The sequence below is a fragment of the Wolbachia endosymbiont (group A) of Epistrophe grossularia genome (assembly GCF_947251435.1).
GTDB classification, from domain to species: Bacteria; Pseudomonadota; Alphaproteobacteria; order Rickettsiales; family Anaplasmataceae; genus Wolbachia; species Wolbachia pipientis.
Genome location: NZ_OX366363.1, coordinates 756,118 through 769,643 on the forward strand (window position 1 = coordinate 756,118; position 13,526 = coordinate 769,643).

The window sequence follows — 13,526 nt, forward strand, 5'->3', positions numbered from 1 at the left end:
ATTGCTAATGAGAGTGATCATGTGTAGCGCCTTGCCCTTGCTGTGAATTTCTTCTATTTTGTAATTCCTCAACATGACCTTTTCTTTTATCACTTAATATTTCATTACCCTTATTTTGTTCTTCCTCAGGACTCTTTAGTATTTCATTACTCTTGCTAACTTCTTTATCATCCCCTTGTTTCTTTGGCCTTCTAGCGTTAAGCTCATCCCATGTGCCCACTAGTGAATCACGATTCCCATGATCCGGCTTTAGCCTTTCTTCACCTTTAATAACATTAAAGTCACTTTTTGCTTCTTCCCAACATCCTTTCAATTGGTGTTTCCACATAGTGAAGTAAGCATCACCATACTTTTTCTTATCCGCTACAAATAATAAAACTGGAGCCTTAAGTATGGTAGCTACCATATTTACTGAATTCTTCACTGCCATCGCAGGGGTGAACAAAAGATAGCCAAAAGACTTTGCAATTGGGTTTTGTTTGCTTATTAAATGCTCCCCTAACTTTATAGGAAGAAAAGTCAACAATTTAGTACAAACTTTAGCCAAGCTTGTAGCAAAAACGATAGGAACAGATATAAGACTTTTATCTAGCTCTAGATTACCATTCTGATCTCTAATTTCTGAAAAATGGGTGCTTAGCTTCTTGTAATCACTAGTGTATAATAATTCTCCATTTCTTCCTTTTTCATCAACAACTTCCTGAACTTTACCTTCTTTATTTTTTACCTCTTTAGTTAGCACAGAAGAATTAGTTAATTCAAATGGATATTGAGGATCCTTAGTTTTTTCAGCTTCAAAAATTGGCACGTGTTTTTTCAAATCCATTCTCGAAAAGCCTAATGGCTCAAAATATGACTTATGCAACTCATTTATCGGAATTTGCTTACCCTGATTGTCTATATAATTGATAGTAAAATAAGATCTATCATTATCTTTATCTTTGGTAACTAAAGATAATCTGAAACTTGGTTGTTCTCCATTCTCATCTTTTTGACCATACAAAAGTTTATAGGTTGGATTTTTATCTTTATCTAGTATAGCATTTCCATGCATATCCCTGTTTTCTATGATTTTAGCAGACTGTACAATTTGATCATAATTTTTTGGATACTGGCATTTCCTTCCATCATACATCATTACCTTTCTAAGGTCTTCGACGCAAACTTGAGATTCAGGTGAAGTAAGCAGACCTTTTGCTTTAAGTGTAAGATCTATTGCTCCCTTTTTTAATGCTTCAAACATATTGTCAAACCAAAATCGCTATAATGCTATAGTTCAATAATAAAACTAGTACACTAATAATATATTAACACAGCACCGGTGATTTTACAAGAAAATATGCCTGTAGAAGATAAAGATTGTAAAAGCGAGGGTTATATAAGTAATGCTTGATAAGTACTTTATGCATGTAATTGTAAAAATCCTCAAAGGTACGCTGTGTATATAATCTTCGCATACTACCTGCATTCCAAGAACTGCGTGCCAAAAAATGCAAAACAACAATACAACAAAAAATAAAAGCTCTAGAGGGTGATTAATAAATTTTTCACTAAAAGACAAAGAGCTATCAGTATAAAATGTGCAAGAAAATGAATAGATAAACCAAGGAAACAGGAACAGTAAAATTACCGCAGAAATACGCTGAACCCACCAATGATGTACTGAATTTCCAGACTGACTCATATAAACATAAATAAAAAAGCCATAGTAGAAAGAAGTAGCGTTACTGTCAGCAGTATAGCACTCCTTGAAACGCCAGTAATTTCTAAATTAAGCCCAACATCCCACAATAAATGACGAATACCATTAAGAAAATGATATACAAAACTTATAAAACATAAGACATAAGCTAATTTAGCAACAGGAGTGAATAATAATGCATTTAAGTACCTTACTATAAGTAACTCAGGAAAGTAAACATGTAATATGAAATACCAAGAAAGTATCATTAATAAAAGGAATAGCAAGATACCAGTCAATCTATGCATAATAGAGAAAAAACTAGTAACTTGTACTTTATATATTTGTAAATGTGGAGAAAGAGGTCTATCACTCATAAAATTCCGTTATCGGGAAATTAAAATAAAGTAGAAGTAAAGACAGCAGTATAGCACATAACAACACCATCATTAAAAATGGTAAATTATGTGCAAAGCCTAAGGAGGTAATCCAGCTGCAGATTCCCCTACTGCTACCTTGTTACGACTTCACCCCAGTCACCGATCCCACTTTAAATAACTCCCTCCTTGCGGTTAGGTCGTTAGCTTCGAGTGAAACCAATTCCCATGGCGTGACGGGCAGTGTGTACAAGACCCGAGAACGTATTCACCGTGGCGTGCTGATCCACGATTACTAGCGATTCCAACTTCATGCACTCGAGTTGCAGAGTACAATCCGAACTGAGATGGCTTTTAAGGGATTAGCTTAGCCTCGCGACTTTGCAGCCCATTGTAGCCACCATTGTAGCACGTGTGTAGCCCACTCCATAAGGGCCATGATGACTTGACATCATCCCCACCTTCCTCCAGTTTATCACTGGCAGTTTCCTTAAAGTCCCCAGCATTACCTGATGGTAACTAAGGATGAGGGTTGCGCTCGTTGCGGGACTTAACCCAACATCTCACGACACGAGCTGACGACAGCCATGCAACACCTGTGTGAAACCCGGCCGAACCGACCCTATCCCTTCGAATAGGTATAATTTCCATGTCAAGGAGTGGTAAGGTTTTTCGCGTTGCATCGAATTAAACCACATGCTCCACCGCTTGTGCGGGTCCCCGTCAATTCCTTTGAGTTTTAATCTTGCGACCGTAGTCCCCAGGCGGAATGTTTAACGCGTTAGCTGTAATACAGAAAGTAAAACTTCCCATATTTAACATTCATCGTTTACAGCGTGGACTACCAGGGTATCTAATCCTGTTTGCTCCCCACGCCTTCGCGCCTCAGCGTCAGATTTGAACCAGATAGACGCCTTCGCCACTGGTGTTCCTCCTAATATTTACGAATTTCACCTCTACACTAGGAATTCCTCTATCCTCTTTCAATCTCTAGATTAGCAGTTTTAAAAGCAATTCCAAGGTTGAGCCTTGGGATTTCACTTTTAACTTACTAATCCGCCTACGCGCCCTTTACGCCCAATAATTCCGAATAACGCTAGCCCTCTCCGTATTACCGCGGCTGCTGGCACGGAGTTAGCCAGGACTTCTTCTGTGAGTACCGTCATTATCTTCCTCACTAAAAGAGCTTTACAACCCAAAGGCCTTCTTCACTCATGCGGCATGGCTGGATCAGGCTTTCGCCCATTGTCCAATATTCCCCACTGCTGCCTCCCGTAGGAGTCTGGACCGTATCTCAGTTCCAGTGTGGCTGATCATCCTCTCAGATCAGCTATAGATCATTGCCTTGGTAGGCTATTACTCCACCAACTAGCTAATCTAATATAGGCTCATCTAATAGCAATAAATTTTTCCCCCGTAGGGCGTATACGGTATTAGTTGCCGTTTCCAACAATTATTCCGTACTATTAGGTAGATTCCTATACATTACTCACCCGTCTGCCACTAAGTTATACCATAGCAAGCTACAATATAACTCCGTTCGACTTGCATGTGTTAGGCCTGCCGCCAGCGTTCATTCTGAGCCAGGATCAAACTCTCAAATTTAGACTTCAACCTATAAAAGGTTGAGGGTACATCGGATAAATCCGACAAAAAATAATTTAGCTTAATACTGCTGTCTTTATTTCTACTTTAGAAATATTTTAATCTCCAACTATTCAAACAACTTTGAGAATATTATTATGTGATATAATCACTATGTCAATATGTTTTTGCAAATCAAAAGCATTAATGTATAAATATATAACTATTTGGAATATTACCATGAAAAAATACATCTTTCTGCTTGCACTCGCGCCAATGTTAGTTGGCATCACATTATACTTATTGCGCAACATTGATAACACAAAACAATCTATAACTGCAGGTGACAAGTTTTACGAAGTATTATTCTTAAAAAAAGATAATAAGCCGCTGCTAGAAGAAATAGATTCAAATTGGGAGTATTTAGCAAATTTTGAACGCGCATTCAATCATATCTCAGATTCAATGCCAACAGACACAGCATCTATTTATAATGATTTGGCAGATGATAAAGATGCTCCTGATGTTTTTCGTGAGTTAGCACAATATTTAGAAGTAATGAGCTTACTTCACTCCAACGGTGAAAAAATAAATAAAGACAAAATTGATAATTTAGAATCAAGCACAGTATACCCTTATTCAAGCCAAGAAGCCATCGCTATAGTAAAGATACACAATAACGACGTTAAGGGTGCAACTGAAATATTGCGTTCCCTATTAAATGATAGAAAATGCCCTATCCTAATCAAAGCTAATGCACAAGAATTACTCAGGATATATGGGAGTTAACTCATTAGACTTTTTACATAGCTTTTGGCAGCGCATTGGATGAAACGAAAAACTTCCTTGACAAGCCTCGCCAGCTCCCTTATCATGATAGTGAAGCTATTGTATTTGCTTTCGCCAATCTGCAGATTAAAAGGTAAGGATTACTTAATGTATCGGCGTCTTATGTTCAATTTTTTGCAGTATATAGATACTGTATGTCTTTACAAAACTTCATCTACATCTAGATTTTTATCTAAATAAGCTGAACGCGCTTATAAAGCGTTACAAGACATCAAAAAATGCCAATACTCGACAGAGATAGTAAAAGACTAGCTAACTCGGGGATTCTTTGTCTTTTTTTCTGCTTAGTAAATTTCTTAAACATTTGCAGCGTAAGTTAGTTGCAATTAAAAGCAGCTTAATCTTGCTTGTCAAGCGTTTAAAACATAAAAAACGCCAATATTTTAAAGCGGATAATAACCCCAGGGCTTCTTTTGCCTTTTTTTTCATTTGGTAAATTTCTTAATATTTATGACTAAACGACAATCGTCATCCCGCTACTTGTTAGCGGGATCTAGAGATACCGCGGATGAATCGCGGTATGACGTGTTGAAACAATCCGATAAGCGTAAACCTCGTCATCCCGCTGCTTGTTAGCGGGATCTAGAGATACCGCGAATGAATCGCGGTATGAGGGACTGCTGTTATTCCAGTGCTCCTTTTTTTGTCATCCGAGTAGCTGACACTGGGATCTATTTTGCATGTAACTCCAATTGTGTTTTGGCATAAAACGCGACGCGTATTAGACTTATTTGCAAGCAAAGCTTGCTAGATCCCAGTGTCAAGCACTGGGATGACAGGAGAAGGCACTGGGATGACAGGGGAGGGAGGCTACTTGCATGACACCGAAGGGGCTACTGCCCTCTTGGATGGAAACCAGTGTCAGCTACTTTCATGACACCAACAGTTGATATTGGTTTGTTGCTTTACTGGCAGCTACTAGCTATGCCTCAAGTTTCCTATTCAAAACTTTCAATATTAGATCCAATTCATTTGAATTATTATACCGTATCATAACTTTACCCTTAGAATTGTTGTCATTAATTTTGATCTTTAAACCAAGTTGAGAAGATATAGCGCCTTCTATTACCGTCATATCTTGATTTCTAGTATATTTCTGCTCTTTTTGGTTGTTGCCTTGATGCAAATCTTTTATCAATTTTTCAGTTTGTCTAACGCTTAAGCCTTGAGAAACTATTCTTTCTGCAATACCTTCAGCATTTTCAACATTAATCAACGCTCTTGCATGACCCATAGATAGTTTTTTTTCGTTGATCATTGTTTTCACCCTACAGGGAAGTGACAACATCCGAATCATATTGGTTATGTGGCTGCGGCTTTTGCCTATAGCTGAAGCTAATTCCTCATGTGTATAGAAAAACTCATCTATCAGTTTCTTATACGCTTCACCTTCTTCTATTGGATTAATATCTTGTCTTTGTATGTTTTCAATTATGGATACTTCCAAGCATTCCTTGTCGCTCAGATCTTTTATGATAACCGGTGCACTATTAAGATTTGCAATCTTGCTTGCTCGCCAACGACGTTCCCCGGCTATTATTTCATAACCGTCATCATTTGAATCTTTGCGTACCACGATAGGCTGTATAATGCCACTTTTCTTTATCGAATTTGCAAGTTCTCTTAATGACTCCTCGTCAAAATGTTTCCTCGGTTGAAATTTGCTTGGGTGCAGTAATGAAATAGGCAAATGCTCTTGTCGATCTTCTTTATTATCATAATTATCGCCTATGAGGCCGGCAAGACCTCTGCCGAGGCGTCTATCATCCTTCATACTACGCCCTCGCTTACTAGTTTCTTCTCCTTACAACTGCTCGCGTGCTTTTTTAAAATTTCCCTTGCCAAACTTATATATGCTTGTGCACCAGGACACTTAAGATCATACACAATAGCAGGTTTTCCATGAGAAGGCGCTTCTGATAACCGTACGTTACGTGGAATAACAGTCTCATACAATGGGATGATAGTTTTGTATACTTTATCATTTAAATACTGGCAAATATCGTTTTTAATCTGTTCACTGAGTTTGTTACGCCTGTCATACATTGTTAACACTATCCCTTCTATTGCCAAAAAAGGGTTTAGGTTATTCCTTTTTATCAGCTCTACAGTTTTAACTAAATGGCTTAATCCTTCCAGAGCAAAAAATTCACACTGAAGAGGGACAATAATAGAATTAGCAGCAGTCAAAGCATTTATGGTTAGAAGCCCAAGTGATGGAGGGCAATCGATGATTATATACTCATAATTATCGCGTATCTTCTCTAATGCGCTTTTTAGCACAAATTTTCCTCGCTCAAGTTGCGATAATTCAATTTCTGCAGCTGATAAATCAACTACTGACGAAATTAGTGATAAATTTGGAATTTCCTTTATATTGAAAATTGCCGATTCTATCAATTTATTTTCGCTGCTTAGTAGTATTTTGTATATATTTTTTTCTTCCCTACTACGATAAGAAATCCCGAGCCCGGTGCTAGCATTTCCTTGAGGATCAAGATCTACCAATAAAGTGCTTTTTCCCACAGCAGCAAAGGCTGTCGATAAATTTATACTAGTTGTGGTTTTGCCAACTCCACCCTTTTGATTTACTATTGCAATAATCTTGCTCACGCCTTTTATCTTATGTATAAAATAATTCTATTGTATATATGCAAGAAACTTTTGCATTAGAAAATTTTTTTGTTGTTAACCACACTAAAATTAGACTGTCTTTTTTGCTTTGTGTAACACACTTTGAACCTTGTTTCCTAATTCATTCAGAGTGAATGGTTTTGGCAAAAAGTGAAAATCTTCTATATTGATGTCATCACTCTTTAAAAAAGCATCTTCTGCATACCCAGAAATAAAAATAACGTTGATATTTGGCCTATGGATCAATGCTTCTTTAACTATTTCTGGGCCGCTCACCTCTGGCATGATTACATCAGTGATTATAAGATCTATGTGTTGACTTTTTTTACTGATTATTTCTAGCGCCTCGCTGCCTATGCTTGCTTCTATTACATCAAATCCTTTCCTTTTTAGTGCTTTAGCAATGAATTCCCTTACTGAATCTTCATCTTCAATCAATAAAATTATACCATTACCTTTAATTTCACTTACTACCGGTCTTTCTATTTCTTCACTATCTTCCTCTCTCAGATTTTCATCTGATATGTAAACCATGGGCAAAAATATGCTAAATTTAGTTCCATGATTTACTTTGCTAGCAACATAGATGTATCCTTCAGTTTGTTTAATAATGCCATATACAGTAGAGAGGCCAAGACCTGTACCAGAGGTAATATCTTTGGTAGAAAAAAATGGGTCAAATACCTTTCCAATTGTATCACTTGTCATTCCACATCCAGTATCAATTACTTCAATCACAACATAATTTCCATGTTCGATCGTTTCCTTGTCTGGAGAAAACATATCCTGAGATGTAGAATTTAATGAGTCAATCTTTTGATTAAAGGTTCGTATAGTTAATTCCCCGCCCTTTTCCATAGCAGCACTAGCATTGACTGCTAAGTTAAGTATAACTTGCTCTAATTGCCCTTGATCAGCCCTAACAGCACCCAAGTCTCTACCATAATAAATGTTAAATTTTATATTTTCACCTATTAATCTTTTTATCATTTCATAAAGATTAGCTATAGTTCTATTTACATCAATAATTTTTGGCTGCAAGGTCTGTCTTCTTGAAAAAGCAAGCAATTGTCTTACTAAATTTGATCCACGCTTTGCATTTTGCTGTATCTGTATTATATCTCCAAAAGATGGGTCACCAGCTGAGTGTTGGAGTAAAAGCAAATCGCAAAATCCTATTATCCCAGTCAATATATTGTTGAAATCATGCGCAATACCACCTGCTAACTGCCCTATAGCTTGCATCTTTTGATAATGCTCAAGCTTTATCTCTAGGTTTTTGTGTTCAGTATTGTCAATAAAATAACAAAGTATGAAGATCATTTTATTATGAAGAAACTTATTGAAATATATTTTTATGTTATTACCGCCGTTGAGCTGTACATCAAAAGACGCATTATTTATTCTATTACTCGAAAAATATTCACGTATTTTCACATGATAACTATCCAATATCAACGTAAAGATTGAATTATTATCTGACCCTGCAAGCTTTATTAGTGCCGTATTTTTCTTTACAAAGTTGCCGTTTATGTCACATTGTGCAATAGCAATTGATGAATTTGCAAAACAAGGGTGTAATTGATAATCAACAATATTTGATTCGGTTGGTGTTATAAAGCCATATATATAGCTATGGTTGTATTTATCACAAAATATAGCAGTGCTCATATAAGCCTTGAATGGAATACCACTTATAGTAAAAAACAAAATTTCATTATCGGTTGTTGTATTGTTATATTTAGATTGAGATATAAAATCACTGATTGAGCTACCTTTTTCCAGTTTTTTCAGTTCAAATATGTCTAAAAATCTTTTATTTACAGATAAAATCACCCCTTTGGCATTTGCAATGTAAGTTCCTATGCTGTGTTTTTCTATTAACTCTTCATATATCTGCTCCTTGTTTATCTGTGTTGCTTTTAATACAAAATACCCATCTGGCCTTGCTATTGGCACTAATGATAAATTTAAAATCTTATTACTATTTATAGCAATTTGGGGATTATCTGGTATCGGCTCAAAGAGCAAAAGAAAGTTAGATACTCTATTCTTCTTGTTTAAGGAAATGCATACCTGTACAGAAGAGTTATTTTTTAGTGCATGATAGAGTACTTTTTTGTCTGCTTCTGAAACATCTCCTATTTCAAGAATCTTGTCTAACGTAATGTCATCATCTATATGATCTTTAAACCTTTCGTAGAACCTTGCATCAGCATAAATAATACCTTCATCTTTATGTAAAATAAGGCAAAATTCTGTATTATGATTTAGTGCATTTGCAAATATTGCATTTTGAAATTCTATAGTATTAAGTAGGTATCTGTAGCGTTTTACATTATACATCATAAAGAGAGTTGTTAGAATGCTAACTAATAAATTAATCTCTATATTAATATGCTGACTATATATATCAAAAAAGTAGAGTATCGATATTGCTACTGGAGGTAAGAGCATAATAACTGCCATCACAACAATTGACATTCCATAATTTCTTAGTATGAAGTCAACCCTGTTCTCTTTTTTGTTATCTATGTATCTTTTATTCATTATTGTTACTTGGCATTGTTGTACATACGAAAATGTTCTATTATATTGATTTAATTATTATAGATTTATTAACGTCTTTGATAGATAATTATCATCCAAATCTAATTAAGTTCCTTAAATATCAGATATAACAATGTTAATAAGCTAGCAAGAGGATATTATGGAAAAACAAAAAACACAAGCATTTAAATGGTTCTGTGCACTAAGAGATAAGATCATAGAATCTTTCTTATTAATTGAAAAACAATCATCCGCAGAGCCAAAGATCGAAAAGAGAAAGTGGGATCGCCCAGGTGGTGGAGGTGGTGAATCTACAATTATTTTTGGTAATGTTTTTGAAAAAGTTGGAGTAAACGTTTCAAAAGTACACGGAAAATTTGCAGATTCAGCCATTAATGAAATTCCTGGTGCAAGTGAAAGTAACGGAGAGTTTTGGGCAAGCGGTATATCTTTAGTGTCTCATATGCAATCGCCCCTTATCCCTGCAGCACATATGAACACAAGGCTGATATATACTTCAAAACAATGGTTTGGTGGAGGAATGGATTTTACGCCAATATATAAAAATGAAGAAGATTGCAAGTATATCCATGAATCAATCAAAATGACATGTGATAGATTTGACACCGGATATTATCCAAAATTTAAAGAGCAATGTGACAATTATTTTTTCTTACAACACAGAAAAGAGCCACGTGGCATTGGTGGTATTTTCTATGATAATCTGAGTTCTGGCAACTGGGAAAATGATTTTGAGTTCACAAAAGCAGTAGGTGAAGTCTTTTTGGAAATTTATTTGCACATCATACGTAAACATATACAAAAATCTTGGACAAAAGAACAACGAGAAAATCAATTAATAAAACGTGGCAGATATGTAGAATTCAATCTGTTATACGATCGTGGCACAAGGTTTGGTTTAATGACGGACGGCAATCCAGATGCAATTATGATGTCAATGCCACCACTTGTTAAGTGGTTATAGAGAGCTGCTATTAGTAGAAAATAAATCATCATAGTTTAAAATTGCACCATGATAGTGAGCTTTTATATAGGGGGTATAATCATGGGCATAATAGATAATTTTTTAATTAAATCTGTCAAAAACAATGACATAAAAGGTGTTAAACTGACTCTAATTCTCTATGATGCATTAAATAGTTTTAGAAAATTCTTTTCAAAGACTATGTCTCTCAAGAATACAGGATCATTTGATATAAATAATAATCAAGCTTTAAATCAGGCTTTAGGACATGCTACAGATCACAAAATAATGGAATTGCTGATTAATCGTGGAGCTGATATCCACTCAATAGATGAGAATGGAAAGAATGTTATAATTCGTGTTATTGAGAGTTTAGCAGAATCAAAAAATCTAAAATTGGATAGTGAGAAAAACTTACCAGCAGAGATAATTCTTCACCCCACAGTTTCCTTTTTACTAGGAAAAGGCGCAGAGTATTATTCTACAGATGATTTGAATGTTGAAGCTATACAACAAAAACCTCCTAGAACCTCTGAATATGAGCCAATAACTATGTACGCTGAGGTGAACAACAATGTAATACCACCTCAAAAACCTCCTAGAACTTTTGAGTATAAGCCAAAGAGCACTAATTATGATGCTTTGCCTTCAAAAGAGCCAATTTACGCTGAGGTGTATGATGCTAAGGTTAGTAACTCATTAGGGGAGAATGGTTATTTGAGTGTATCAGAAGAATCTATTTATGCTGAAATATATGATTCACATAAAAAATCCACTGAAAATTTATCATTGGAAGATAGTGGTTATTTGAGTATATCAGAAGAACCTATTTATTGCACTATAGATGATCTTTCAGAACAAAAAAGCCTACTAGCCTAAAACAGAAAGAGCCAGAACAGTCGTCAGAACCTATTTATGCTAGGGTAGATTTGTCCAAGAAAAGAGCAGAAAGAAAAGCAAAAGACATAAAAGCTAATTCTGGAACTTGCCATGGGTTAGTGCAAGATAAAGTGAATGATTGGCAAGTGAAGCTAAATGAGCTAAGTGCTAATAAGTCGATAAGTCAGCAACAGACTAATGATCAAAAAATTAAGACCAAGGCTGGCTTTAGTGTAGAAGAAATAAGGCAGAAATATGAGCGTAGAGATTCTGGCTACGATTCTGGCTATGATTCCGATACAAAAGTTGAACAACAATTAGAATTAGCTCCTAAATCTGAGATAGGTTCAGTGAGTATTGAGCATGGAGTAATAGGAGGCTGTCGATATAAGATTACTGATATATCCCTCTAACTATGTGATTCAAAATAATTGAATTGACTTTATATATGTAATCGATATAACCTAGTTAGATTCAAGTTGACTCTTTCGTCTAGTGGTTAGGACACCACCCTTTCACGGTGGTAACACGGGTTCAAATCCCGTAAGAGTCACTCAAGTAGAATATAATTAAAGTTTTGAATGGGAAAAATTAGGCTCTATGTTGAAGAAGCTTTATCACAAGGCGTGAGTTTAGCACTTAATCCACAACAAAGTCACTATATTTGCAATGTAATGCGGCTTAAGAAGTATGATAATCTCTCTCTTTTTAATGGAAAAGATGGAGAATGGTTAGGAGAAGTAGTTAATATATCGCGTAAATTGACAGAAGTTACACCCAAAGAATGCACTAAACAACAGCAATATGAGGAAAATTTATACCTGTATTGTGCCATGGTAAAAAGTGCTGCTTTGAACAACATAGTAAGACAGGCAACTGAAATGGGAGTAATCTGCATTCAATTTATTTCAACGGAACGTACAGTGGTAAAAAATATTAACCTAAGTAGAGCAAAATTACAAGCAATCGAAGCAGCGGAACAATCAGGTAGGATAAGTATACCAGAGATTTTGCCTCCTATTAACTTTTGTGAGTTACCTGATTCCCAAAGTAAAAATTTTGTTTTGTGTGATGAAACAGGTAAAGCTGACAAAGTGCTGAAAGGCAAAAAAAATGTTGCTATTATTGTTGGTCCTGAAGGTGGTTTTTCATCTTATGAACTTGATCTTGCCGATAAGTTTTATCAAAAATTGAGTCTAGGAAAAAGAATTTTAAGGGTCGATACTGCTGTAGTTGCTGCACTCACTTTCACCAATTGGTGTAGCTAGATTTTTAAATATGGCTAAGGTTTGGGTCATAAAGAAATCTGGTTCAGTGTTGCGCGCACAAAAACCCTGTAGACTTTCTACGAAGCAGTCTGTTGTTAAAGAGGAGCTAATAAAAAACATATTCTAAGATAATATTAAATCTCATATTATATTTTTTCTAAAGTAAACAAATGAATCTTGCATTTTGCCTGAGTTATTGATACTCTGAGTAAAGAAGTCGGGGCGTAGCGCAGCCTGGTAGCGCATTTGGTTTGGGACCAAAGGGTCGGGAGTTCAAATCTCTCCGCCCCGATGTTAGTATAATTGTAAGAACGCTGTAACATAAGAGCAATCTCCATCAGTAAGCAAGTAGCTGACACTGGAATGACATTATTTACCATGTAAATTATGGCATATTACATTTTAACGCTCAAGTTTATAAAATAATTGACAATGTTAATTTTCTAATTTATAAATAGATTTTGAAATGATTACCGAAGGAGGTATAGAGTTTGATAGAAGTATCAGTCCATTATGGTGATGTAGACAGAGCTCTTCCAGTATTGAAAAAAACAATTCAAAAGGAAGGAAGAGGGTTGAAAATGAAAAAACAATATCATGAAAAAAAATCAGAAAAAAGAGCTAAAAAGAAAGCTGAAGCTAAAAAAAAGAGGTACCAACAAGAGTGCAGAAGGCAACGTTATGGTTGGTAGTTTGTACTCAAGTTAATAGTTTATCAT

General features: G+C 35.5%; 12 protein-coding genes, 2 tRNA genes and 1 rRNA gene. 8 read left to right on the plus strand and 7 right to left on the minus strand.

What is annotated here, in order from left to right:
- Positions 1 to 4 precede the first annotated feature (4 nt).
- From OPR28_RS03620 to OPR28_RS03635, 4 genes are all read right to left on the minus strand, one after another.
- Positions 5 to 1,243 (minus strand): hypothetical protein, encoded by a 1,239-nt coding sequence (locus OPR28_RS03620; RefSeq protein WP_265023523.1) that lies wholly within the window; start codon positions 1,241 to 1,243, stop codon positions 5 to 7.
- 84 nt (positions 1,244 to 1,327) lie between these two features.
- The gene (gene sdhD / locus OPR28_RS03625; protein ID WP_265023524.1) at positions 1,328 to 1,684 is read right to left on the minus strand and encodes a succinate dehydrogenase, hydrophobic membrane anchor protein; all 357 of its coding nucleotides are present in this window, start codon (positions 1,682 to 1,684) and stop codon (positions 1,328 to 1,330) included.
- Positions 1,681 to 2,058 (minus strand): succinate dehydrogenase, cytochrome b556 subunit, encoded by a 378-nt coding sequence (gene sdhC, locus OPR28_RS03630; RefSeq protein WP_010963112.1) that lies wholly within the window; start codon positions 2,056 to 2,058, stop codon positions 1,681 to 1,683. The genes sdhD and sdhC overlap by 4 nt, the downstream gene beginning before the upstream one ends.
- Positions 2,059 to 2,158: 100 nt before the next feature.
- Positions 2,159 to 3,663 (minus strand): 16S ribosomal RNA (locus OPR28_RS03635).
- Between the two features lie 153 nt (positions 3,664 to 3,816).
- On the opposite strand from OPR28_RS03635, the gene OPR28_RS03640 reads away from it, so the two are divergent.
- On the plus strand, positions 3,817 to 4,431 hold the full coding sequence (locus OPR28_RS03640) for a hypothetical protein (protein ID WP_264707467.1): 615 nt from the start codon (positions 3,817 to 3,819) through the stop codon (positions 4,429 to 4,431).
- Between the two features lie 982 nt (positions 4,432 to 5,413).
- Here the strand turns inward: OPR28_RS03640 and OPR28_RS03645 are convergent.
- The 3 genes from OPR28_RS03645 to OPR28_RS03655 all read right to left on the minus strand — a co-directional run bounded on the left by OPR28_RS03645 (position 5,414) and on the right by OPR28_RS03655 (position 9,675).
- Positions 5,414 to 6,265, minus strand: a complete 852-nt coding sequence (locus OPR28_RS03645; RefSeq protein ID WP_182321205.1) for a ParB/RepB/Spo0J family partition protein — start codon at positions 6,263 to 6,265, stop codon at positions 5,414 to 5,416.
- Positions 6,262 to 7,104, minus strand: a complete 843-nt coding sequence (locus tag OPR28_RS03650; protein WP_006280226.1) for a ParA family protein — start codon at positions 7,102 to 7,104, stop codon at positions 6,262 to 6,264. Before OPR28_RS03650 ends, OPR28_RS03645 begins: the two co-directional genes overlap by 4 nt.
- 90 nt (positions 7,105 to 7,194) lie before the next feature.
- On the minus strand, positions 7,195 to 9,675 hold the full coding sequence (locus OPR28_RS03655) for a response regulator (protein ID WP_265023525.1): 2,481 nt from the start codon (positions 9,673 to 9,675) through the stop codon (positions 7,195 to 7,197).
- A gap of 160 nt (positions 9,676 to 9,835) precedes the next feature.
- On the opposite strand from OPR28_RS03655, the gene hemF reads away from it, so the two are divergent.
- The 7 genes from hemF to rpsU all read left to right on the plus strand — a co-directional run bounded on the left by hemF (position 9,836) and on the right by rpsU (position 13,499).
- Positions 9,836 to 10,660, plus strand: a complete 825-nt coding sequence (hemF, locus tag OPR28_RS03660) for an oxygen-dependent coproporphyrinogen oxidase (protein ID WP_264723038.1) — start codon at positions 9,836 to 9,838, stop codon at positions 10,658 to 10,660.
- Between the two features lie 81 nt (positions 10,661 to 10,741).
- A complete protein-coding gene (locus OPR28_RS03665) occupies positions 10,742 to 11,539 on the plus strand; it encodes a hypothetical protein (protein WP_259348826.1) in 798 nt (265 codons plus the stop codon).
- A 50-nt stretch (positions 11,540 to 11,589) separates the two neighbouring features.
- Complete coding sequence (locus OPR28_RS03670; protein ID WP_223823129.1) at positions 11,590 to 11,952, plus strand: hypothetical protein; 363 nt, start codon at positions 11,590 to 11,592, stop codon at positions 11,950 to 11,952.
- Positions 11,953 to 12,020: 68 nt separating this feature from the next.
- Positions 12,021 to 12,092: transfer RNA gene (locus tag OPR28_RS03675), tRNA-Glu, on the plus strand.
- Positions 12,093 to 12,120: 28 nt separating this feature from the next.
- Positions 12,121 to 12,807 carry a 16S rRNA (uracil(1498)-N(3))-methyltransferase gene (locus OPR28_RS03680; RefSeq protein ID WP_265023526.1) on the plus strand — a complete coding sequence of 229 codons (687 nt, stop codon included), beginning with the start codon at positions 12,121 to 12,123 and terminating at the stop codon, positions 12,805 to 12,807.
- A gap of 218 nt (positions 12,808 to 13,025) precedes the next feature.
- A tRNA-Pro gene (locus OPR28_RS03685) sits at positions 13,026 to 13,099 on the plus strand.
- Between the two features lie 199 nt (positions 13,100 to 13,298).
- The gene (gene rpsU, locus OPR28_RS03690; protein WP_006279819.1) at positions 13,299 to 13,499 is read left to right on the plus strand and encodes a 30S ribosomal protein S21; all 201 of its coding nucleotides are present in this window, start codon (positions 13,299 to 13,301) and stop codon (positions 13,497 to 13,499) included.
- The last annotated feature ends 27 nt before the right edge of the window (positions 13,500 to 13,526 follow it).